Here is a 25156-nt window from a genome sequence, read left to right on the forward strand (position 1 = left end):
ACAGCAACATAAAAAGGGCCAAATTGCAAGCAATTTGGCCCTTTTCTTTTATATAAAAGCATCCCGATTAGGCTACGATCATAAATAGTACGATCAGCACCTAAAAACAGCTCAATTAATATCTTATATTCAATTTTTTAAAGACAAAATGCCACAACCATATCGGTCCGACAAGTAAAAACTGTAGAAACTGCTGTCCTGTGATTTTCGTCTTTTCCTTTCCCTTACCGATAAAAAGCGCCACAATAGCTAGCAATGCGATCCCCAAACACACCCAGATGACAGCAGGGCCACCATTCTTTTGTGCGTATTCCAGTTGCACAATAAAGAAACTCATGCCCCCGATAGAGAATAATATCGCATAAGACAACGTTGCGGACAGCTTTAAATAATAATAAATGACAATAGCGATGAAGAAAGACCCCCAATTCAAAAAAGTATGCCAATTGAGTTTGACCAAGAACTCGAACTGTGGAAATGGGATCATCCAGATGCAGCCCATGATACCAAAAAACAATAATGGTAAAAAGATGGCTTGAATCAGACGATTGGTCGGATCCTGAAAATTAGCATCCAGCTCCGCAAAATACTTATCTACGGGACGTAAAGGTTCGACTTCTTGAACTTTCTTCTTTTGTTTCATTCGGCAAATTTAACAAATATTGGGCATGCCTTAGGCCTTAAAGATGATAATATTCCTTATTTTTTGGTCTGCTGCACGTCATTATATGCTTTCAGGAGACACAAACTCGCTTACTCCTATTCTATTCCGTAATATTGCAGCATGAACTCTTACAAACATATCTTATTTGATCTGGACGGAACCCTGACCGACCCCGCGGAAGGAATTACGAAATGTATTGCCTATGCCTTGGAATCAAAAGGCATCCATACAGCAGATCTGAATAGCCTCAAACCCTTGATCGGCCCGCCCCTCAAAGATTCTTTCATACATACCTTTGGGTTTGACGAAAGCGAAGCAATCGCCTGTGTAGAAAAATATCGGGAGCGCTTTTCAACCATAGGGCTGTATGAGAATATCCTGTTTGATCGCATACCTGAGCTTTTAGCGTTGCTAAAAACAAAAGGGTACAGCATCTACCTTGCGACCTCCAAACCCGAAATTTTCGCCCACAAAATATTACAGCACTTTGCAATAAATACCTATTTTGATTTTGCGGGCGGAAGCGCTTTGGACGATTCCAGACCGACCAAAACCAGTGTCATCCAATATGTCATGGAACAGGCCAAGCTAACAAGTCCACAAGACTGCCTCATGATCGGAGATCGCAAACATGATCTGATTGGTGCACGAGAAACAGGCATGGATGCTGTTGGTGTATTGTATGGCTATGGTAGCCAAGCCGAACTCGAACAGGAAGATCCGACCTATCTATTGGCTACAGTGACAGATCTGATGGAATTTTTCCAATAATTACCGATAATAAAAAGGGTATCCAAAAGATCCGACCTATTTATTGGCTACAATTTGCTTCAATTTAAGTCAAATCAAATTTAACTCAAGTCAATCCAAGTAACTCAAGTCAAGCCGATTCAATTCAAATCAAGTCATTTGAGTCGATTCAATTTAAGTCATTTGAGTCGATTCAATTTAAGTCCACCCTTTAAAGAATGGAATGGCTGAAATGATCAAGTTGAGGAAACGTGTAGCATTGCATAAAAAAAGCTCCAAACATTTCGTTTGGAGCTTCTTTATGCTGGATCCTTAGGAACTATTTTGCGTAAGACACAGATCTTGTCTCACGAATTACAGTTACTTTAATTTGCCCTGGATAAGTCATTTCCGTTTGAATACGGTTAGAGATATCAGCAGCTAGTATTTCCGACTGTGCGTCAGACACCTTCTCACTCTCAACGATGACACGTAGCTCACGGCCAGCTTGTATCGCGAAGGTTTTCTCAACCCCAGGATACGATAAAGCCAAATCTTCCAACTCTTTTAGGCGCTTGATATAACTTTCCACAACCTCACGACGTGCGCCTGGGCGTGCACCAGAGATCGCGTCACAAGCCTGAACAACCGGAGATATTAAGGCAGTCATTTCGATCTCATCATGGTGAGCACCAATTGCATTACATACATCAGGGTGTTCCTTGTATTTCTCGGCAAGTTGCATACCTAAAATAGCGTGTGGCAACTCCGGATTATCATCAGGCACTTTACCTATATCGTGTAGTAATCCAGCACGTTTCGCATGTTTAACATTCAGACCTAGTTCTGCCGCCATTGTTGCTGCAAAATTAGCTACCTCACGCGAGTGTTGTAAAAGATTCTGTCCGTAAGACGAGCGGTAACGCATGCGCCCTACCATACGAATCAATTCAGGGTGCAAACCATGGATTCCCAAATCGATCGCGGTACGTTCACCAATTTCAACGATTTCATCCTCTATTTGCGTCCGCGTCTTAGCAACAACCTCTTCAATACGAGCCGGGTGAATACGACCATCTGTTACCAAACGGTGTAAAGCCAAACGCGCTATTTCGCGACGTACGGGATCGAAACCAGATAGGATAATTGCTTCGGGTGTATCGTCTACAATGATTTCTACGCCTGTTGCAGCTTCCAATGCACGAATATTACGACCTTCGCGACCAATAATACGACCTTTGATTTCATCATTTTCGATATTGAAAATTGAGACGGTATTTTCGATCGCAGATTCCGTAGCAGTGCGTTGGATGGTCTGAATAACAACCTTTTTCGCCTCTTTAGTCGCCGTCAATTTGGCCTCATCCACAATATCTTTGATTTGAATCATCGCTTGTGAGCGGGCTTCTTCGCGCAACGAGTCCACCAATTGATTTTTTGCTTCGTCAGCAGTTACGCCAGCGATACTTTCCAATTGCTTAATCTGTTGTAATTTGAGCGTTTCTACTTCTTCAGATTTCTTTTCATTCAGTTCAACCAACTTATCCAATTGCTTTTTCTTGGTATCCACCTCTTGCTTATCGCGATTGATGTTTTCCAGCTTTTGGTTAATTGACTGTTCTTTTTGTCTTAACGTATTTTCCTTTTGGTTGATGGTATTGTTACGTTGATTGACTTCCTTTTCGTGTTCAGATTTTAATTGAAGGAACTTTTCTTTGGCCTCTAACAGGCGTTTCTTTTTAATGTGTTCCCCTTCCTGCTCTGCATCTTTCAGTATGCTATTTACCTTATCCTTGGCTTCCTGTTCTTGTTTTTTAAATAACAGAACCAATAGATAACGACCTATAACAACACCAACAATCAGAGAAATTATGCTATAAATTGCGATGTCCATGTATGTATAATTGTATTATTTGTGTTTGTTTTTATTAATTATGTTCAATTTCCAGTAAAATCACCAATCAGCCTGTTCCCTTATCCTTGGTATAAGCCAACTCAGTAGCGATCCCAATAAGTGCATCAGCACTACATGACAAAAAAAAACCGCAATTAAATTTAAACAGGTCTCATGTATTATTAAACTTCGTGATTACATAATTAGGCTTAGATTGTGACCCAGATGGCTTTCGCAAAATGGCCTATATCTTTTTGCGCCTGTAATATTGAAGCGTTAAGTTTAAAATAGTGACAACCCGAATTTAATTGCGGCAAATTCGTCGTTTAAGCTCTAAATATAAAGAACGTAAATTTATTTTTTAAAGAAATCCGTCAACAACTGATCAAGTTCCTGTACTGAATTTTCCAAACCCACTTCGTGGTTTTGAGACTGCCGTTCTGCATTAAGCATACGCGTCGCAAATTGCAATACACACATGGATAACAAATCCTGCTTATCTCTCACAGTATAGTTTTCCTGCAATTCCTTTACTTTTTCATTTATCAATTTCGCAGCGTGTCGAATTACTTCTTCTTCCGCGCTCTCCACCCGAAGGGGATAAACACGATCTGCGATATTTATTTTTATGGAAATCTCTCCCATTTCTTTGAGCTTTTTAACGTTGTATTAGTTTGAATCCGATAACACTTCTCCCAACTATTTCAACAAACTAATACACTTGTCTATTTCCCGCACAAAATCGTTAATTTTTTGTTTTGTGTCAAGTATTTTTTCATTAATTGCTTCCTTATCCGTTTCAGAATCTAACGTACGGGCAACTGCCAAAGCTTTAACCTTCTCTTCCAATTGCTTGCTCTTATCGTTGCTCGCATCGAAAGCCACTTTTAAGGATTGTACCTCTAATTTAAGCAAATCATTTTCTTCTTGCAAGACTTCGCACAATTGAATTAAATTTTTCGTTTTCTCAACGATCAGATTCATTTGTGAAGACAATGTTGCCATAATATAAATTGAATATTACCAATTAATGTTGTATCTCTAATTAACCACGCACTTCCGCGCCTAGTTCCTTCTCAAAATTAACAATTAATTTTTGAACTATCGCATCAATTTGCTTATCAGTAAGTGTTTTTTCTTCATCCTGCAAGATAAAGCTCAGAGCATAAGACTTTTTCCCTTGCGGAATTTTATCACCTTTATACACGTCAAACACATTTACCTCCTTTAAAAGCTTGCGTTCGGTCTTCTGAGCGACAAATTGTAGCTTATCGAAGCTCACATTTTCGTCGATCAAGAGTGACAAATCTCTGCGTACAGCCGGGAATTTGGAAACTTCTTTATATTGGATGCTATTCTTACGAATAATTTTCATCAAAACATCCCAGTCAAAATCAGCAAAGAAAACCTGACCTTCAACATCTGCTTTTTTCAAATCCGCGTTTGCAATTGCACCAAATGAAACCAAACATTTCTGCCCTTTCATATAGTTCAAACCATAGGTAAAATGTGAACTTGTAGCATCTTGTATCTGAATTCCTTCAATTTTCAGCCTTTTAACAATAGTATCTACTGCTGCTTTTAGGTTATAGAAATTAACGCTTCCTTTGTTGTTGTTCCACTGCTCGGCTTCACCATTACCCGCCATAACGAAAGCAAAGTGCTGCGTTTCTTTATAACCTTCGCCATCAAGCGCATAAGTTTTACCGTATTCAAAGAATTTCACATCAAAATTTCTTCGCTTTTGGTTATATTCGATCGCACTCAAAGCAGAAAACACCATATTTTGACGCATGGTATCCAAATCTGAACTCAGGGGATTAAGCAATTTAACCGCTGTTTCACTATCATCGGCATAATCCAGCTTCGTCAATGAATTGGATAAAATTTCACGAAATCCATTAGCGATCAACAGATCGGCCAATTGATTTAAGACAACTTCTTTATCTGGTTTTTCAGCCGTATTTAAAGATGCTTTAATTTGTGATTTCAACTCAATGTTGTTATAACCGTAAATACGCAACACTTCTTCTACAATATCCACTTCACGTGTGACATCGACACGATATGCAGGCACCAACACATCAAGACCCGCTTCACTTTCTGCGGCTATTTCAATACCTAACGCAACGATGATTGATTTAATTTCCTCATTTGGAATCGCCTGACCAATCAAACGAACCACATTTGCATAGCTAACGTGAAATGAAAATGGTTTAATCACGACAGGATACTCATCCTTTAGGGTAGATGAAATCGTTCCACCTGCAATTTCTTGAATCAATAAAGCTGCGCGCTTCAATGCTTCAACCGTAATATTAGGATCAGTACCACGTTCGAAACGGAAAGAAGCATCTGTTTTTAAACCATGTCTTTTGGAAGTCTTCCGTACAGAAACAGCATTGAAATAAGCCGACTCCAAAAATACGTTGGTCGTTTCGCCAGATACCCCCGAATACGCTCCACCAAAAACCCCGGCAATACACATCGGTTTTTCAGCATCGGCAATCACCAAGTCCTCTGCAGACAAGGTACGCTCCACACCATCTAGGGTAACAAATTTCTCGCCCTCAGTCGCAAGGCGAACAAGGACTTTATTTCCCGCAATTTTATCAGCATCAAATGCATGCAATGGCTGACCTAAATCGTGTAATATATAATTTGTGACGTCGACAATATTATTGATCGGGCGAACACCGATAACATTTAATTTCTCTTTTAACCAATCAGGAGATTCTCCAACCTGAACACCGCTAATATTGATACCACTATAACGTGGGCAAGCCTGTGCGTCTGCAACGACCACTGCCGTTCCCTCAGCCTCAGCAGCCTCGAATGCAGAAACGTCTGCTTTTAACACTTTTGTACGGAAATGTGCAGCAATATCTCTTGCAACGCCTAAATGCGAAGCTGCATCTGCACGATTTGGCGTTAAACCAATTTCATAACGGTAATCATCCTGGATATTGAAATGATCTTTCACTAAGGTCCCCACGGCAACATCAGCTGGTAATTCAACGATACCCGCATGGGATGTACCTAAACCGATTTCATCTTCTCCACATAACATACCTTCGGAAACTTCACCACGAATTTTAGATTTGGTAATTTTAAAAGGCTCTCCTGTAAGCGGATGGCATGTCGTGCCTACTGTAGCAACAATGACTTTCAATCCTGTACGACAGTTCGGTGCGCCACATACAATGTGCAATAACTCCGGCCCACCGACATCAACGGTAGTTACTCTCAATTTATCGGCATTAGGATGCTGTTCACAAGTTTTCACTTCACCAACAACCAAACCATCCAATCCACCTGGGATACTCTGCACGACGTCCAAAGCTTCTACTTCCAATCCTGTATTTGTCAAGATAAGCGATAGTTCCTCCGGTGTCGAATCTATATTAACGTGTTGTTTTAACCAATTATATGAAATATTCATCTCGAATTTGATTTGATGCACAAACTTAGATAAATTTGAGTTTATATCCAACGTCAATTTACCCTTCATCGACAGTTGGCCTGAATTTAATGCAGTAAGTAGGCTCCTCAAAAGACTTCATTAAGCTAGGCAGCAAGCGATTTTATCTTTTTTTGGAAAGTTGATACGATAGAACCAAGTTAGCTATTTGGACCTTAGATTTATACCGAAGGAAGAGATCGTATGAAGGAGTTCATAAATCCCTTCCCAAGGATAATCATATTTATTCATAGGTGATGAATGCTGCGAATGTAGGGGCTTTCCCCGAGCGAAACGAATGCAATTATTAATTATAACTTTTATTTACATGAATTAACACAACTTTACACTTATTTACACAAAACAGCAATTTTGGCCTTTTCCAATAAACGCAACCTGAACCTATTTTTTAATGAAAATTCAAGCATTTCCATCAAAATAAATATGTAACTTTGTGCTTTAATTTGAAGAACGTTCAAAACAAACATTTATAATGATTCATTTCTTTGAGAACCCATCGAACACTGTATATGGTGTTCAAAGCGTAAACTCTTTATCACAAGAAGACATTACTAAACTCAACTGGCTATTCGGCAACGCCAAAAAACTAGACGACCAAAACCTTAACCATTACTTTGTAGGACCCCGCGCTGCGATGGTTACTCCCTGGAGTACCAATGCCGTAGAAATCACACAAAATATGGGCATTGCAGGAATTGTTCGTATAGAAGAATTTCAACCGGTACCAGCGGATTTCAATGACTTCGATCCAATGATTTCACAAAAGTTCAGTATGTTGACACAGGACATGTATACCGTCAACATCACACCTGAACCGATATTGGAAATTGAAGACATCGAGGCCTACAACAAATCTGAGGGCCTTGCGCTAAATCCAGAAGAAGTAGACTACCTCAATAATCTTTCGACCAAGTTGGGTCGTCTGCTTACAGACTCAGAAGTATTCGCTTTTTCACAAGCAAATTCTGAACACTGTAGACACAAGATTTTCAATGGTACTTTTATCATCGATGGCGAAGAGCAGCCCACTTCCCTATTTAAATTAATCAAAAAGACTTCTGAAACCAATCCGAACGAGATTGTTTCTGCTTATAAAGATAACGTTGCCTTTGTTAAAGGTCCGCGTGTCACACAATTTGCACCTAAATCTGCCGACAAACCTGATTTTTACGAAGAGAAAGCATTTGATTCGGTTTTATCAGTAAAAGCAGAAACACACAATTTTCCAACTACTGTAGAGCCATTTTCGGGGGCTGCTACTGGGTCAGGTGGTGAAATCCGCGACCGTATGGCCGGTGGCCAAGGAGCGATTCCATTGGCGGGTACAGCCGTATATATGACTGCTTATTCGCGATTGGAACAAAATAAATTGGACCTTCAGGCAGGAACAGTAACTGAGCCAGCAAAGGAACTCAACAAAACACGCCCATGGGAAAATGCGATGCAAGAGCGTCAATGGTTATACCAAACCCCAGTTGACATCCTGATCAAAGCTTCCAACGGTGCTTCTGACTTCGGTAATAAGTTTGGCCAGCCCCTCATTACAGGTTCTGTATTGACCTTCGAGCATGAAGAGGATGGCCGTAAACTTGGCTACGACAAAGTCATTATGCAGGCTGGTGGTGTTGGCTATGGAAAACTAGATCAAGCGAAAAAACATACGCCGAAAACTGGTGATAAAGTCGTTATCCTAGGTGGTGAAAATTACCGCATCGGAATGGGTGGAGCTGCTGTATCTTCTGCAGATACGGGAGCATTTGGTTCTGGAATTGAGCTTAATGCGATTCAACGTTCCAATCCCGAAATGCAAAAACGTGCAGCGAATGCTGTTCGTGGCTTAGTAGAGTCCGATCATAACCCAATTGTCTCTATCCATGATCATGGTGCAGGTGGCCACTTAAACTGTTTATCTGAACTTGTTGAAGAGACCGGAGGTTTAATTGATCTGGATGCGCTTCCTGTGGGAGATCCTACATTATCGGCGAAAGAAATTATCGGTAATGAATCGCAAGAACGTATGGGACTTGTGATCGCTGAAGATGATATTGATACGTTAAAACGTGTTGCAGATCGCGAACGTGTACCAATGTACACTGTAGGTGATGTCACTGGCGACCACCGCTTTACTTTTGAATCGAAAAGTACAGGTGAAAAACCAATGGATTACGCCCTTGAAGATTTCTTTGGTTCATCCCCAAAAACTTTCATGCGCGATAAAACTGTAGTTCGCAATTACGCTGATCTTGCTTATGATGCAGCCGACATTCCAAACTACTTAAACCAAGTATTACAACTGGAAGCTGTTGCTTCGAAAGATTGGTTAACCAATAAAGTAGACCGTTGTGTTGGTGGCCGTGTTGCCAAACAACAATGTGTAGGTCCATTGCAGTTAGCGTTGAACAACGTCGGTGTTATGGCACTTGACTATAAAGGTAAAGAAGGTATTGCGACAACAATAGGTCACTCGCCTGTTGCCGCCTTGGTGGATCCAGCGGCGGCAAGTAGAACGGCTATTGCCGAATCGCTTTCCAACATCGTATTTGCGCCAATCAAAAATGGCCTCGCAGGAATCTCCCTATCGGCCAACTGGATGTGGGCAGCCAATAATGAGGGGGAAGATGCCCGCTTATACCAAGCTGTTAAAGCCTGCTCGGATTTTGCCATTGCATTGGGAATCAATATCCCGACGGGAAAGGATTCTTTGTCGATGAAACAAAAATATCCAAACGGCGAAAACGTCATTGCCCCAGGCACATTGATCATTTCTGCCGCAGGAAATTGTACGGATATCACAAAAGTGGTAGAACCGGTGCTGAACAAAAAGGCCGGATCGATCTATTACATCAACTTATCAAAAGATCAGTTCAAATTAGGCGGTTCGTCATTTGCACAAATCATCAATAAATTAGGTACTGAAGTACCGACCATTCAAGATGCTGCTTATTTCAAAACAGCATTCAATACCGTACAGCAATTAATTAACGAAGGACAGATCGAAGCTGGTCACGACGTCGGATCGGGGGGCTTAATTACCACCTTATTGGAAATGACCTTTGCCGATGTGAATCTAGGCGCCAACTATGACCTTTCAGCATTAAACGAATCTGATAGCGTAAAAGCCTTCTTTAATGAGAATATTGCACTTGTCCTGCAAGCGAAAGACGACGCTGCTTTTGAAGCGATTGTCAAGGAAGCTGCTGTGGACGCGGTTAAAATTGGCCAGGTGATCGAAGGTAATACGGTAACGATTAAAAATCAAGAAGCAGTATTTAGCTTTGATGTCGCAGCAACACGTGATGTATGGTCTACAACATCATTCCTTCTGGATTCAAAGCAATCTAAAAATGGAACAGCACAACAACGTTTCGATAATTATAAAAATCAACCCCTAGCCTTTACTTTCCCAAGTCAATTTGATGGTAAGATACCAGTAATCGACGGAACTAAACCACGTCCGAAAGCTGCGATCCTTCGTGAGAAAGGTTCCAACTCCGAACGCGAAATGGCTAACGCAATGTTCTTGGCAGGATTTGATGTAAAAGATGTTCACATGACCGATTTGATCGCGGGTCGTGAGACATTGGAAGACATCCAATTTATAGGTGCTGTAGGTGGTTTCTCGAACTCAGATGTATTGGGTTCGGCAAAAGGTTGGGCCGGAGCTTTCCTTTACAATGAAAAAGCGAAAAAAGCCCTGACCGATTTCTTTGCTCGCCCGGATACACTTTCGGTTGGTATCTGTAATGGCTGTCAGCTATTTATGGAACTTGAGATGATCAATCCTGAGCATGAAATCCACGGAAAAATGCTACACAATACTTCCGGAAAACACGAGTCAAACTTTGTATCTGTAAAAGTTCAGGAAAACAATTCCGTCATGTTATCGACACTGGCGGGAAGTACATTGGGTGTTTGGATCTCACATGGGGAGGGAAAATTCAACCTTCCATATGCTGAAGAGCAATACAATATCGTTGCAAAATATGCGTATGAGCAATATCCGCATAACCCAAATGGTTCGGACTATAATACAGCAATGGTCTGCGATAAGACTGGACGTCACTTGGCTACTATGCCACATATTGAGCGCTCGGTGTTCCAATGGCATTGGGCAAATTATCCAAAAGGTCGTCAGGACGAAGTTTCTCCTTGGATTGAAGCATTCGTTAATGCACGTCGATGGATTGACGCGCAAGGCAAATAATAAAGAAAAGCTCCTTCATGTATGAAGGAGCTTTTTTTTAGATATCCCTTTTGTATCCTGGTTTGTTCATCATTTGGTCTAGGGAGTATTTTCCAGAACCCATGACCATAAAAAAGATCAGCAAAAAGAATACGACTATAGAAAGCCACAATTCGGAATTCAAATAACTAAAGCCGTGGGTGATATTAACAAAAAATACAGCCCCTACCAGTACCGGAAATAGCAGTAGTGAGGCCAAACGGGTTTGAAAACCTAAAATTAGGAACAACCCTCCCACCAAATGGGTAAAAACCACATAGTGAACAGCACCCCATGATGATAAGTGGAAACTACTTTGTTCAATCATATGTTGAACAACATCCCTATCATTTACGAAACTTACACCTTTGGCAAAAATAACGACCCCTAAAGCAATTCTTAGGTAATCAATCCATTGTGGGTGATGAGCATCGCCCCAATGTTCAATTTTGTGTATCAGGTTCATAATATACCTCCTTTTTATAGATGGTTATAGCCTAATAACAGTTGAACAGCAAAAAAGTTGTTCGCATGAGATGATTCACTATCAAAATGTTACGAAGTGAATACATCCCCACGCCTACACAATACTTCGGATATGACAAATCGCAGCCAAATCAGGCCTACGCTGTTTTCAAAATCAATCAATCAATCAATCAATCAATCAATCAATCAATCAATCAATCAATCAATCAATCAATCAATGCAACCGTAGGTTAGGAGAAAAAAAGTCGAATAACAAAATCCCAAAATGCAGTTGTTAGCAGCCCCACAACAATACTAAAACCGATAACCAGATTGACCAGCTTGGTATTCAGATGGTATTGCTCGGCAATGATCCCCGAAGTGACCAAGGTTGGCATAGCTGCTTCGAATATACTGATCCGCGCAACAGCTCCCTTCACACCAAGTAGTAATGCAAATAGTAATACCAATGCTGGCGCTAGAATCAATTTATAACTCATCGCTGTACTGATCTGCGAAATCTGTTGTCGCCAACCATCAAACTTCAACTGCAAACCAATAGAAAATAAGGCCAATGGCCCAACGGTGGCCACCAACTTATCGAAAAAAGGCTCGGCAACTGAAAGGTCAACAAATTGAGACAGCATTAAAGCAGTTATACAACCGATTAGAGGTGGAAAGCTGACTAACTTTCGAAGCATAAATTTGACATCGATCGTTTCGCCATCCTGGACATTCGCTTTTAGTGCATTGATGATTCCGGCTGTAGAAAGTAGAATAAATGTAGTTTGGTCGCAAATAATTGCAATCGGCAATTGGGCTTCACCAAAATAGGCGATGATCAATGGAAAGCCTATAAAGGACGTATTGCTATAACCTGCTGCCAATTCCAAGCTACTGCGCGAACGCTGTTTATAATTTTTGCGCCGACAGTACACTTCCATAAATAACCAACTACCTGCCCAAACGAGGATTGCCGAAAACACGGGAAACAGTAATTGTGATGACCATACGATCTTCGGAATATATTTGAAAGACACCGCCGGCAGCGCAAAATAAAGAATCAAGGTATTGATCCCCTTATGTGCTTCGGAATGAATTAAATTTGTTCGCCTTAATACCATCCCCGCTGCGATGCAAAATGCAATCATTATAAAATTAATCATGTTTTCTTATCATTTTATACGACACAAAGGTGCGATAGTAGAGCAGGCAATAACATGTACAAATACATTATTTTTATGTACATTTAAAGATATATATCAGGAGAGCAATGCGCAAAAAACAGTTTGAACCTTTACGGATCAGCGAATTTATTGAGGATAGTTTTCATTTGCCCCCCCACGAGCAAAATTATTATGAGCTTGTTTATATTCGTTCGGGCAAAGGAACCCATGTGATCAACAAATTTGAACTGAATTATGAACCTGGCGATGTGTTCTTAATTAGTCCCGCAGACAAGCATTATTTTAACATTGAAGAAAAGACCCATTTTTTGTTTATTTTATTTACAGACACCTACTTTCTGCAGAATAAACGTAATCTAAAGCGCTATGCCTGGATTATGGAGCTAATGAACGATAAAGGAATAAAGGAACGCAAACTGTATATGGACGAACACCATCGCCTAATTTATTCACATATCCTGGAAGCTGTCCGACTGTATAGTAATACCACTGTCAACGAGCGTTCTGATTGGCTATTTGACCAACTCGTTGCGATCTTTGGGCTCTACAAAGAAATATCAGAAACACAACGCTTACCCCAGCAGCATGAACTATATGTTGACCGATCGATTTCGGCTTATATTCATCGCTATATTTTTTCGCCCGAAAAACTTCAGGTCAACCTGCTGGCTCAGAAATTTAATATTGCTCCATCCTATTTTGGAATCTATTTTAAGAAGAACTTCGGCACCAGTTTAAGAGCCTATATCAACAGCTACAGGATCGAACTCATCGAAAACAGACTTAAATCCAAAGATTATACCTTGAAACAAATTGCTGCAGAACTCGGATTTACCGACGAGAGCCATCTTTCCCATTTCTACAAACGGGCCAAGGGATTCAGCCCCTTATATTTCCGAACTCATTTGACTAAATAATAAGCCTTGCCCATAATCCATGATGCACACTCGTCAGAAAAAGTCAATTGATAAATTAATTTTTGGGTGGAATGACACTATAAAATTTCAACCCCTCCGCTTCAAACTTTTTGTATAATACAAGCAGCACATCGTTTTTAAGCGACGAGGCATTGCCCGCCGCGTTTACCCAGCAGTAAACACTTAGATAGATCATTTCCGCACTGATATCCTGTATGCTGATCCCGCTGTCTCTTTCCTGGATGTAATATGGGCTCGCCATCATCGCATCTTTAATCCATTCTTTCGCTTTGTCCAGATCGGCCTGTCGATCGATATGGAGTACAAAGCTTGTTTTGCTGTACTCCTGTGATAAAGTCCAATTGACGACTCTTCCAGAGAGTAAATCACCATTTGGGATGATAACGTCGGCACCATCTGCAGTTTTTAGGACACTGGCACGTATACCGATTTCTTTGACCCGCCCTTTTTTGTCGGCAAGCTCAATTTGGTCACCCACCCGAAATGGCTTGTCAAAAACTAAAATAATACCAGACACAAAATTATTGATGATATTCTGCATGCCCAGACCAATACCAACACTCAGTGCTCCGATGACAACAGTAAGTTTATCCAAACTCATTCCCAGGGCAGAGATTGCCATAAAAAAACCAATCAGAATAATCGCTAAACGAAATAGCGGAAATAGGGTCATCTTCTGATTATAGACCTGGCTAAGCTGACCGTCTTCACCGCCGAGAACAATCAAACTGATATTTTTTTGAAACCAGTTGGCCACGAGAAGCAGTAAAACAGCCACAACAAGGTTGCCGAGTGTAAAAGATATGCTTCCAATGCTGCGCACTTTGCCAAAAAAGACTTCGCTCGCGGCCAATAGTGTTTCTATAAACTGTAAGTTGTTTGCCAATACAATAATGGCCAAAAGCACACAGACGATCCGAAGGATTTCGGTGATGATAGCCAATGTACGCTGTTCGTTAAAACGCATCCAGAATCCTGCAGTCAGTCGATCTTTTTTAAACTGATTACGCACATCAGCCTTAATCATGTCTGCAAAATACTGCAACGTAAAGGATTGGACTAAACCAACGGCACAGGCAATACTAAAGCTCCGCGAGTGCTCAACATGGCCAATCACATTCAAGGTAATTGCCGTGATATTGAGGATAGCGAAAACAACATAAATAAAATTGCTGATATACCCCGGACTGTTCGCATTTTTGATTCGTCGCTTTGTGTAGCTAACAAGTCCCAGTGCGATCAGATTAAAGGCGATACAAACGATCCTTAAAAAGAGGTCATCGCTTACGATCATATTGACAAATACATCCAGGATGTAAAATACAATGAGGATAATGGCAATTTTACGCTGTAATCCGCTCATGCGATGCCTTAGCAAAAACATGAAGATTAACATAATGACCAATTGGGAAGCCTGCAGAATGAAACTTGGTGTAAAGAAGTTTACAAAAGGCAACAGTGTCAAGAGAAAAATAATTGTTTTCCCAACGATAGCATCAATCGCAAGTTTATGTTCAGAATCATTCTGTCGAAGGATGTAGGACACCCGCACAATCCAGTAGCAATAGCCCAATCCCAATACAATCAATAGGATACGGCTTGCCCAGTCCGTCCGGTTGACATATTTGTCAATCGATTTATTATTACTATAATTTGTACGGATATTATTTAATAAGACATCTTTTGAAATTGCGGCCGTATTCGCTTTCCAGATCGAACTTTTGCTCGATGTAGAATCGACCTTTTTACTTACATTTTTCACTTCATGCACAGCATCCAGACGCAGCAAATGGCGTTGGTTCTTGGCGATAAGTTCATCTATCGTACGGTTGATTACCTCCAAAGAATCCATTTTTGCCGACAGCTTGAGCTGAGCATTATCAAGGTATTGGTACGCGCGACTATGATTACTGGTACTAATATCATACCGGTTGACCAAATTCCTGATCTGATCCTGGGTAATAGTAAGACTGTTTGAATAATTACTGATACTGCCCTTAATAGACTTCAGCTGCCTAATTTCTTCGTGAATACTATTTTTTATTGCTGCAATACTGTCTTTGGCGGATCCTGTATTGGTCGCAGTATACGTATTGGATTTCTCATTCAGTTGTGCAACGAAATCCGCCATTGAACCTGTTCGAATATTAGCAAGAAAAGTCAAATTGAGCTTCTTCAGGTCATTGCGTAAGGAGTCATTGCCAACACGTGTGGAATCCACAGCGGGCCTTTTATTGAAGCCAACATGTGCCGCGGTTCGATCGTTACTCTGATTTTTTCTAACCTGAACTGAATCCTGTGCAGACACATGCAACTGAAAAACCAAGAGACTTAAGACAAAAATAAAACGCTTAACAATGCCCAATTTCATACTTCTAATTTTGTTGATTTCCTTACCTGGCAATGTGTAGCCAAATGCAATGAACACTACATCTTGCAAAGAAAGGACCAAAGGTATTTCTTCGACAAAAATAACTTATCTCCTGTTAAAATCGAATAGCATCCGATAGTTTTAGTTCTTCCAGCCGTTTTATTTTATCGTCACGATAAAATAAATTCATCGTCTCAAAAGGAATTAATTTCAAGTCTTTGTTGACGATATGGACGCATGATTTTTTGACTGCACGAACGTCAAAATCGTAGGCATCCATAAAATTCATAATGATAATTCGGAAAAGATTGTCGTAATCAAGATCAGGTGCGCAGACTTCGGGTAAACAGCAAAGCAACTGGTTTACTTTTGGCTTTACCTTATCCACAGAAATTCCCGTGCTAAATATATCCAGCAATTGCATCTGAACACCTTTGTCCTGTTCATATACAATGGTGTTGCGCGATTGGCTATTTAACAAAATAGCCGGATCAATATGTCGGGTCAAAGGTATCCGCTCCGCTCCTATTTTCAGTATATAGCCCATCGCCAAAGCATCAGGATTACAAGGAACAGGAATAATATCATGTGGGTCCAATAGTGGATATTGATTCAGGATTTCCTGACGTACCTCCGTTAATGTCATTTTATGTTGCTGCGCATCGGCCGCATTTCGACCGGCAATTTCCACCGGTTGAAAGGTTACTCCCCGTACACATCGCTGTCGTAAGGCGTAATCCAATATTTCCCCTATTTCATCATCGTTGGTTCCTTTTTCCAGGACGACGACCAAGGTTGTACTTAGATTGAGTGCATTTAATTTGTCAATGGCCTTTTTTCGGATATCCGTAAGATCTTTGCCCCGGAATTTCTCAAGCACCGAAGGACGAAAGGAATCGAACTGGAGATAGATTTCAAATTCAGGCGCATAAGTCGCGAGTTGCTCAGCAAAACCAGGATCATTTGCAATTCTGATCCCATTCGTATTGAGCATGAGATGCTTAATAGGCTTTGTCTTCGCAATGTCTAAAATCTTAAAAAAATCAGGATGTATGGTTGGCTCTCCACCACTGATCTGAACCACATCCGGTTCACCTTCACTTTCGACGATTTTGTCAAACATCCGTTCAATTTCTTCCAGCGAGCGATGTCGTCCGTAATGGGGCGAGGACATGGCATAACAGGTTGGACAGGTCAAATTACAGCGGTCGGTCACTTCGATTATAGAAAGGCAACTGTGCTGTTCATGATCGACGCATAAGCCACAATCATAGGGACAGCCATAATGTACTTCATTATCAAATTTCAAAGGTGTTTCTGAGGCCTTATTATAATTCCGAATGTTCTTATAATAGTCAACATCCGTTGCAATCAGTGTTTTGAAAAAGCCATGATCAGGACAGTTTTTCGTCATAAATACCTGTTCATCCTCGATAATAATCTTGGCACCAACACGCGAAAGGCATGTTGGACATAGGCTGATGGTGTAATCGTAGTATGTATAGTTTCTAACTGGCATAAAGCTGATCTCTAGTTCATAAAGGTAAGTCCACAGGCAAGTCCCCCTGCCAACATTGCTCCAATTCCGCCCAACAATACTTTAAGCCAGGGATTGACATTGAATTTTGATTCTTTATTTCCAGCTTTAATAATCGAACCGATAATAATAACCAAAAGTGCAATACCGATCACAATAGCACCTATAGTAAGTAGAAAAAGTCCCAACATCGCGGTACTTTCCGATCCAAATGACCCCTCAAGCAAATACATAATTTCTATTTTTTGATTAAACGTTCATTTTTTAATAAATAAATATAATAAATTATCACCACGATGCAGGTAATTTGTATGGTACCTAGCCCCAAAAGTATAATTGCCCGTGGCTTAATAAAGTCCAACAGGAAACGAAAACTAAAATAACTAAGCATAAAAAGCTGAAACAACACGCCATTTCGATAATTGTATCGTCGTTTAAAAAGTTGGAGTCCTACAAATAAGAGCAGTAAAAATGCGATTTCATACAGCGCTACAGGATGCCGTTTATAGGAATCCCCCAAATACATCCCCAATGGAGACGTTGTGGGTAAACCATAGGTCTGCTCGAATACACCCATATAAAAACAACCTACCCTACCAATGGAAATTGCACTAATCAAGGGAAAGACCATCCGATCACCGGTACTTTCTTTTTTACCCATGATCTTTTTCATCCCTTCCACGGCAACCAAGCCTCCTGCCAAACCACCAATTATCGTATTATTCACCCAGATGTAAGCCCATTTATGTGTCGCATTGAGCAATTCAGCCGGGCGCTCGAGAGAACCGATGACATGTGAGCCGATTAAAGCCCCTAGGCCGGCAGCAATAACAATAAGAAGGGAATTGGTATGCCCTAAACTTTCCTGATCCTTCCATTTGAGCAACTGATAATAACGCATGCCAATAAACATCCCCAATCCTTCCATAAAAGGATGTAAGAGAAACGTTTTTCCAAACAAATCTATCGTAACCGGAAATTCAATCGCCATAAGCATAAACAAGTATACGAAAGACGATCAAGAAAATGACAAACAAAAGTTTCTGCACATGACAAAACTCTTAAAACCAAAAAGCCAGTCTGAAGAACAGACTGGCTTTTAATAAATATTTTAAAAACGGGGGTTATAGCTGATTGCTATACACAAATCGGATTTCCTCACGTAGGTTATAACGCGAGGCCATCACTTCGCCATAAGCGCCTGCGGAACGAATGGCAATTAAGTCGCCACGTTTTGAAACGGGAAGTGGTACTTCCTTACCAAAGCAGTCGGACGATTCACAGATTGGCCCAACCACATCGTAGTTAATGGATTCGGCACTGTCTGTCGCGCTGATATTTTCAATTTTATGATAGGCTTGATACAAGGCCGGGCGCATTAATTCAGTCATTCCAGCATCCAATACCAAGAAATTTTTCTTGACACCATTTTTAACATACAACACGCGGCTAACAAGGCTTCCGCATTGTGCGACCAAAGCCCGCCCCAATTCAAAGTGCACTTCTTGCTGTGCTGTACGCTCCAGGAAGCGGTCGAAAATATCAAAATAGGCTTCAAAATCAGGAATTGTATTTCCATCAGGATTTTTATAATCAATCCCCAATCCGCCACCGACATTCAATACACGGATTTGTGTACCGCGTTCTTCAAACCAGTTTTTCCATTCATTGACCTTCACGCACAGGCTTTTGAATACGGTCATATCCGTAATCTGTGAACCTACGTGAAAATGAAGACCAACCAGTTCAATAGATTCACATTTTTTTAGCACGGCTGCACATTTTTCCAAATCGGCATTGGGCACACCAAATTTGTTTTCATCAAGCCCTGTTGTAATATAATGATGGGTGTGTGCATCCACATTTGGGTTGATCCGTAAAGCCACATTTGCTTTTACACCTTTCTTTGAGGCAAGCTCATTGATGACCTCAAGCTCCTGAATGGATTCCACATTAAAAGCAAAAATATTTTGATCGAGCGCATAATTGATTTCCTTATCAGATTTACCAACTCCTGCAAAAGTGACTTTCTTGGAATCAAAGCCGCATTCAATGGCTTTCTTTACCTCATTGCCACTCACACAATCCGCACCAAAGCCGATCTCTTGAATCGCCGTCAATAGCTCGTCATTAAAATTGGCCTTTAATGCATAGTGAACGTGAAATCCCCGTTTGTGGGAAGCAGCATGCGCAGCCTCCAGGGTCTTGTTTAACACATTCAGATCATAATAATAAAACGGCGTTTCTTTCTCTGCAAACTTCGCCGCGATACCTGTATTTATCATATAAAAACCTACTTCTTAAAATAAACGATTGTGCAATGAACGTAATGCTTCTGTTTTATGATCTGAATTCAATAGAATCGACACGTTAAAGTCTGAACCACCGTAAGAAATCATACGAACTGGAAGGTGTTTTACAGCGTCAAGTACGCGAGCGGCATAACCGTGGCTATTCAAACCAAAATCGCCTACAACACATACAATGGTCTGATCGCCATCTACTGTTACAGAACCAAAATCCTCCACTTCTTTGATTATATCAGCCAAATTGGTTGTATCATCAATGGTCAACGATACCGCCACTTCCGAAGTTGTGATCATATCGATTGGTGTTTTATAACGTTCGAATATTTCAAAAACACGACGTAGGAAACCATAAGCAAGTAGCATACGCGATGAATGGATGTGAATTGCCGTGATACCGTCTTTCGCGGCAATGGCGCGAATACAACCTTTCTGAGCACCGTCCTTACTGATCAAAGTCCCTTTTGCATTGGGCTCCATCGTGTTCAACAAGCGAACTGGAACGTTATATTTTTGCGCTGGGAATACCGATTGAGGGTGTAAAATTTTAGCACCGAAATAAGCCAACTCTGCAGCTTCATCAAAGCTTAGATGGGCAATCGGTGTTGTTCCTTTGACAACACGAGGATCATTATTGTGCATCCCATCGATGTCCGTCCAGATCTGAACTTCCTCCGCACGGATTGCTGCGCCGATCAATGAAGCCGTATAATCTGAACCACCACGGCGCAAATTATCGATTTCACCAAATGAATTTCGGCAAATAAAACCTTGTGTTATAAATAACGTATTTTCTGGGCTCTGTGCCAAAATATGACTTAATTTTTCGCCAATAAATTCCACCATAGGCTCATTATCCTCATCAATTTTCATAAAATCCAGGGCTGGTAACAACACGGATTTTATACCGATTTCGTTCAAATAAAAATGCCATAAAGCAGTAGACATCAATTCACCTTGCGCCAGAATAACTTTTTCTTCAATAGGTGTAAATAATTCATTAGCTAAGGTAGAAATCAGATTAAAATGGTAATCGATCAATTCTTTACCATTTTTATAACCTTGTTCAGTGCTGAAAAGTTCTTTAATAAGGTCTTCGTACTTATCCTTATGCTTCTTGACCAAATCTTTAGCTTCGTCCTTCTTACCTACTGTATAAGCTTGACCTATTTCAACCAAAGCATTTGTCGTTCCAGCAACTGCGGACAATACGACGATCTGACGTTCAGCAGGGTTTACAATATCCAACAACCCTTTGATACGTGCTGCACTTCCCACGGAAGTACCACCAAATTTTAAAACTTTCATACTGAAGTTACAATTATTAAATTTCTGTGTGCCAATATAGGCAATTCATGAATTTATATTAAAAAAAATGCGGCACAAAATCATGAAAGTTTTGTGCCGCATATCTTATATGTTATGCGGAAGAATTACTTCTTCAAGTTTTCGATCAGTAGACCGGCCAATTCTTCGCCGATTCTTTCTTGAGCTTCATTGGTCGCCGCCCCAATATGTGGCGTCAACGAAATTTTTGGATGTTTTAAGATCTCTTCGCGTGGAGTAGGTTCATTATCGAATACATCTAAACCAGCGAATGCAACTTTACCCGAATCCAATGCTTTAACTAATTCCAATTCATCAATAACGCCGCCTCTCGAGGCATTAACCAAGCCAACACCATCTTTCAATAATGGGAACTCAGCAGCTCCGATAGCTGGTTTATCCAAAAATGGAACGTGTAAAGAGATAAAATCTGAAACTTTAAATAAGTTGTCCATCTCCACTTGTTGAATAGGTACCTCAACTTGGATACCACCTGAAAGTGTTATGGTCAATGTTTTTGGTCCTTCGAACAAATCCGTGTAAACCACATCCATCCCCAGACCAATGGCGATTTTGGCAACTTCGCGACCGATACGACCAAATCCAACGATACCGATCGTCTTACCACGAAGCTCAGTACCAGCTCCATAAGCTTTTTTAAGGGCGCCAAATTTTGTATTACCCTCAACAGGCATTTTTCTATTAGAATCGTATAAGAAACGTACACCATTCAATAGGTGAGCAAAAACCAGCTCAGCAACTGATAAAGAAGATGCCGCAGGGGTATTGACAACAGCAATCCCTTTTGAACGGGCGTAGTCTACATCAATATTATCCATGCCTACTCCACCACGGCCGATAACTTTCAAGTTAGGGCAGCCATCAATCAGGGCCTGACGTACTTTAGTTGCACTACGTACCGTGATTGCATCATAAGCAAGGAGCTTTTCAGGAAGCTCTTCTTGCGGAATATGAGTTGTATCTACACTATGACCTGCATCTTCCAGCATTTTCTTTCCTAGTGGATCGATACCGTCATTCGCTAATATTTTCATCTTTATAATTCGTTTTTAAAGGTATCGGTGCCGTTCAACTCATCGGAAGATCCAACCAGGTGAATACGTTACGACCTCTATAATTCTTAATCTAACTAATTATCTGTTTGTCAACTGCTAAATTTCAGCAACATGCACAGTCCCTTATGCGGTATGCGTGTCCTCAAATTCTTTCATTGCATCAATCAACGCATTTACGCTGCTTAATGGTAAAGCATTGTAAATCGAAGCTCTAAATCCACCTACAGAACGGTGACCTTTGATTCCGATCAAATTACGCTCTTTTGCCAAAGCCAAAAATTCAGCTTCCAACTCTGGTGTATCCATTACAAAAGTAACATTCATGCGTGAACGATCTTCAACTGCTGCAGTACCTTTGAACAATGGGTTACGGTCGATTTCATCGTATAAAGCACGTGCTTTGATAATATTCTCTTGCTCCAATACAGAAACACCGCCCTTTGCTTTTAACCAACGAAGGTTTAACATCGAAACAAAGATCGAATATACCGGTGGAGTATTGTACATTGAACCACCATTGATATGCAATTGATAATCCAACATCGACGGAAGAATACGTCCTGATTTACCTAAGATGTCATCTTTAACAATCACGAGTGTAACACCTGCAGGGCCCATATTTTTTTGAGCACCAGCATAGATCAAATCATAGTCAGCAACATTGATCTCACGTGAAAAAATATCAGAAGACATATCAACAACCACTGGCAATGCTGTTTCAGGTTTATCAAAAACCTCAGTACCGTAAATGGTATTGTTAGCTGTATAATGAAAATATGCAGCATCTGTTGGGATGGTATATCCCTTAGGGATGTAGGAATAATTTTTATCAATCGACGAAGCTACAACATCTACTGTACCGAATTTTTTAGCTTCTTTTAATGCTTTTGTAGCCCAGACACCAGTATCCAAATAAGCAGCCTTACCTCCTTCAGGTAAAAGATTCAACGGCGCCATTGCAAATTGCAAACTAGCCCCTCCTTGAAGGAAAAGAATCGAATATCCTTGCGGTACTGCCAATAACTCGCGTACTAATTGTGTGGCTTCGTCTATCACTGCTTCAAACTCTTTGGAACGGTGAGAGATCTCTAAAATTGATAAACCGGTGTTGTTAAAATCAATTACAGCTTCTGAGGCTTGTTGAAATACTTCCTTTGGCAGAATACATGGACCTGCTCCAAAATTATGTTTCATTGATGTTATAGTTTGTTTGATTGCTATTCTTTAACCCTAGCTAAGCAATCCGTTGTTTAAAAACCAAAGGTAAAATAAAATTATATATTTTTCAACTAATCTGTTTTTTTATTGAAAATTTATAAAATTCTAAATGATTTCAATAAAAAGATCGCACAACAAACACCTAGTTCAATGCAAAAAACATCAAATAAGCAGTACTTTCCATGCCATATCTACCTGATTATCTTGCAAATACTCTTTAGCTTTAAGTTGAAGGTGGGTATTACGGGCGGATTGATCGCCAATAAAGGCATTAAGCAATTCGTAAATTTCAGGGAGACTAGTTATATCATCTACCTCCTGTGGAGTGGGTAAACGTTCGATCTGAGCCAACGTAATTTTCTCGTTTTCCGTAAAAATATTCGATTCCCTTATAAAAGGAGGAAGCTGATTGTAATCCATAAAAAAGCAGAAATTTTATTCAAATTTCTGCTTAATATCTCAGAAAATAAAATTCTTATATTTTTTCGATAATTCGATCGGCAAATTCACTTGTTTTGACTAATGTAGCGTCATCCATCAAATTGTAAAAATCTACCGTCACGGTCTTGGCAATTATGGTTTCGCCCAAGGCTTTAACAATTGCCGCCGCAGCTTCTGTCCATCCAAGGTATTCGAGTAGCATAACACCGCTTAAAATAACCGACGAAGGATTCATGGTATTGGTATTTGCAAAACGAGGTGCTGTGCCGTGAGTAGCTTCAAAAACAGCATGCCCTGTTTTAAAATTGATATTAGCTCCCGGTGCGATCCCTATACCGCCAACCATTGCGGCCAGCGCATCAGAAATATAATCACCGTTCAGATTTAAAGTTGCCACAACAGAAAAATCCCGTGGATTAAGTAAGATCTGCTGTAAAAAATTGTCGGAAATAATATCTTTAATCAAAATTTTACCTGAATCCAAGGCGGCTTTTTGTTCCTGATTAGCTACCTCCGCACCTTTTTCTGCTTTCGTTCGCTCCCATTGTCCCCAGGTATACGTTTTGTCTGCAAATTCCGTTTCAGCAACCTCATACCCCCAAATCTTAAAAGCCCCTTCCGTAAATTTCATGATATTTCCTTTGTGAACAATCGTCACTGAAGGTAAACCGTGATGAATAGCATGCTCTATTGCCGCACGGACCAGTCTTTTTGACCCTTCCTCAGAAACCAGCTTGACACCGACTCCTGTCGTGGCCGAGAAATTATAATCAATATCAAGCTCATCATGCAAGAAATCCTGAAACCTATTGGCTTCAGCTGTTCCCGCCTGAAACTCTATTCCAGCATAAATATCCTCCGTATTTTCACGAAAAATCACCATATCCACATATTCCGGATGTTTGACTGGCGAAGGTACGCCCACAAACCATTTTGTCGGCCGTTGACATACATAGAGATCCAAATCCTTACGCAAAGCAACATTCAAAGAACGGATTCCGCCGCCTACTGGCGTGGTTAGTGGCCCTTTAATTCCAACGAGGTATTCTTTTAGTAAATTTAGGGTATCTTTTGGTAGCCATTCGCCTGTTTCATTAAAAGCTTTTTCACCTGCCAGCACCTCCTTCCATGTTATTTTCCGTTTTCCATCATACGCTTTCTCCACCGCTTGATCAAAAACACGCACTGCCGCATGCCAAAGATCAGGACCAATACCGTCACCGATAATAAAAGGAATTGTTGGAAAATCTGGAACCTGTAAAGTTCCTTCACTTGACATTGTAATCTTATTTGACATAACC

20 protein-coding genes are annotated in these 25156 nt (G+C 40.5%); 3 read left to right on the plus strand and 17 right to left on the minus strand.

Annotation, left to right across the window (positions count from 1 at the left end; genetic code table 11):
- Positions 1-115 precede the first annotated feature (115 nt).
- A complete protein-coding gene (locus OK025_RS24805; RefSeq protein WP_317667418.1) occupies positions 116-643 on the minus strand; it encodes an Mpo1-like protein in 528 nt (175 codons plus the stop codon).
- Positions 644-784: 141 nt separating this feature from the next.
- Between OK025_RS24805 and OK025_RS24810 the strand changes: the two genes are divergently transcribed.
- Positions 785-1435 carry an HAD-IA family hydrolase gene (locus tag OK025_RS24810; protein ID WP_317667419.1) on the plus strand — a complete coding sequence of 217 codons (651 nt, stop codon included), beginning with the start codon at positions 785-787 and terminating at the stop codon, positions 1433-1435.
- A gap of 298 nt (positions 1436-1733) precedes the next feature.
- On the opposite strand, the gene rny is transcribed toward OK025_RS24810, so the two are convergent.
- The 4 genes from rny to pheT form a co-directional block, all read right to left on the minus strand.
- Complete coding sequence (rny, locus tag OK025_RS24815) at positions 1734-3287, minus strand: ribonuclease Y (RefSeq protein ID WP_075991992.1); 1554 nt, start codon at positions 3285-3287, stop codon at positions 1734-1736.
- A gap of 354 nt (positions 3288-3641) precedes the next feature.
- Positions 3642-3932 (minus strand): cell division protein ZapA, encoded by a 291-nt coding sequence (locus tag OK025_RS24820; RefSeq protein ID WP_046675831.1) that lies wholly within the window; start codon positions 3930-3932, stop codon positions 3642-3644.
- Positions 3933-3986: 54 nt separating this feature from the next.
- Complete coding sequence (locus OK025_RS24825) at positions 3987-4292, minus strand: hypothetical protein (RefSeq protein ID WP_046675830.1); 306 nt, start codon at positions 4290-4292, stop codon at positions 3987-3989.
- Positions 4293-4332: 40 nt separating this feature from the next.
- Positions 4333-6729: a phenylalanine--tRNA ligase subunit beta gene (gene pheT / locus OK025_RS24830; RefSeq protein WP_317667420.1), complete on the minus strand. Its 2397-nt coding sequence runs from the start codon at positions 6727-6729 to the stop codon at positions 4333-4335.
- A gap of 511 nt (positions 6730-7240) precedes the next feature.
- Here pheT and purL point away from each other — a divergent pair.
- On the plus strand, positions 7241-10972 hold the full coding sequence (gene purL, locus OK025_RS24835) for a phosphoribosylformylglycinamidine synthase (protein WP_317667421.1): 3732 nt from the start codon (positions 7241-7243) through the stop codon (positions 10970-10972).
- Positions 10973-11009: 37 nt separating this feature from the next.
- Here the strand turns inward: purL and OK025_RS24840 are convergent, their stop codons facing one another.
- Both OK025_RS24840 and OK025_RS24845 read right to left on the minus strand, forming a co-directional pair.
- A complete protein-coding gene (locus OK025_RS24840) occupies positions 11010-11456 on the minus strand; it encodes a DoxX family protein (RefSeq protein WP_075991990.1) in 447 nt (148 codons plus the stop codon).
- Positions 11457-11706: 250 nt separating this feature from the next.
- Positions 11707-12621, minus strand: a complete 915-nt coding sequence (locus tag OK025_RS24845) for an AEC family transporter (RefSeq protein ID WP_317667422.1) — start codon at positions 12619-12621, stop codon at positions 11707-11709.
- 107 nt (positions 12622-12728) lie between these two features.
- Between OK025_RS24845 and OK025_RS24850 the strand changes: the two genes are divergently transcribed.
- Positions 12729-13559 (plus strand): AraC family transcriptional regulator, encoded by an 831-nt coding sequence (locus tag OK025_RS24850; protein ID WP_317667424.1) that lies wholly within the window; start codon positions 12729-12731, stop codon positions 13557-13559.
- Between the two features lie 55 nt (positions 13560-13614).
- Here OK025_RS24850 and OK025_RS24855 read toward each other — a convergent pair whose 3' ends face one another.
- The 10 genes from OK025_RS24855 to icd all read right to left on the minus strand — a co-directional run bounded on the left by OK025_RS24855 (position 13615) and on the right by icd (position 25152).
- Positions 13615-15951 (minus strand): mechanosensitive ion channel family protein, encoded by a 2337-nt coding sequence (locus OK025_RS24855; RefSeq protein ID WP_317667425.1) that lies wholly within the window; start codon positions 15949-15951, stop codon positions 13615-13617.
- A gap of 115 nt (positions 15952-16066) precedes the next feature.
- Positions 16067-17470 carry a radical SAM protein gene (locus OK025_RS24860; protein ID WP_317667426.1) on the minus strand — a complete coding sequence of 468 codons (1404 nt, stop codon included), beginning with the start codon at positions 17468-17470 and terminating at the stop codon, positions 16067-16069.
- A gap of 11 nt (positions 17471-17481) precedes the next feature.
- Complete coding sequence (locus tag OK025_RS24865; RefSeq protein WP_046675824.1) at positions 17482-17721, minus strand: hypothetical protein; 240 nt, start codon at positions 17719-17721, stop codon at positions 17482-17484.
- 5 nt (positions 17722-17726) lie between these two features.
- Positions 17727-18479, minus strand: coding sequence for a prolipoprotein diacylglyceryl transferase (locus OK025_RS24870; RefSeq protein ID WP_317667427.1), 753 nt, complete (start codon positions 18477-18479; stop codon positions 17727-17729).
- Between the two features lie 133 nt (positions 18480-18612).
- Positions 18613-19773, minus strand: coding sequence for a diaminopimelate decarboxylase (gene lysA / locus OK025_RS24875; protein ID WP_317667428.1), 1161 nt, complete (start codon positions 19771-19773; stop codon positions 18613-18615).
- 15 nt (positions 19774-19788) lie between these two features.
- Entirely contained in the window at positions 19789-21102 is a 1314-nt protein-coding gene (locus tag OK025_RS24880; RefSeq protein ID WP_317667429.1) for an aspartate kinase, read from the minus strand.
- Between the two features lie 125 nt (positions 21103-21227).
- A complete protein-coding gene (locus OK025_RS24885) occupies positions 21228-22175 on the minus strand; it encodes a D-2-hydroxyacid dehydrogenase (protein ID WP_075991985.1) in 948 nt (315 codons plus the stop codon).
- Positions 22176-22319: 144 nt separating this feature from the next.
- On the minus strand, positions 22320-23390 hold the full coding sequence (gene serC, locus OK025_RS24890) for a 3-phosphoserine/phosphohydroxythreonine transaminase (protein ID WP_317667431.1): 1071 nt from the start codon (positions 23388-23390) through the stop codon (positions 22320-22322).
- 186 nt (positions 23391-23576) lie between these two features.
- The gene (locus tag OK025_RS24895) at positions 23577-23834 is read right to left on the minus strand and encodes a hypothetical protein (RefSeq protein ID WP_317667432.1); all 258 of its coding nucleotides are present in this window, start codon (positions 23832-23834) and stop codon (positions 23577-23579) included.
- 55 nt (positions 23835-23889) lie between these two features.
- Complete coding sequence (gene icd, locus OK025_RS24900) at positions 23890-25152, minus strand: NADP-dependent isocitrate dehydrogenase (RefSeq protein WP_317667433.1); 1263 nt, start codon at positions 25150-25152, stop codon at positions 23890-23892.
- Positions 25153-25156: the final 4 nt, after the last annotated feature.

The organism is Sphingobacterium sp. UGAL515B_05, from assembly GCF_033097525.1.
In the GTDB taxonomy this organism is placed as follows: Bacteria; Bacteroidota; Bacteroidia; order Sphingobacteriales; family Sphingobacteriaceae; genus Sphingobacterium.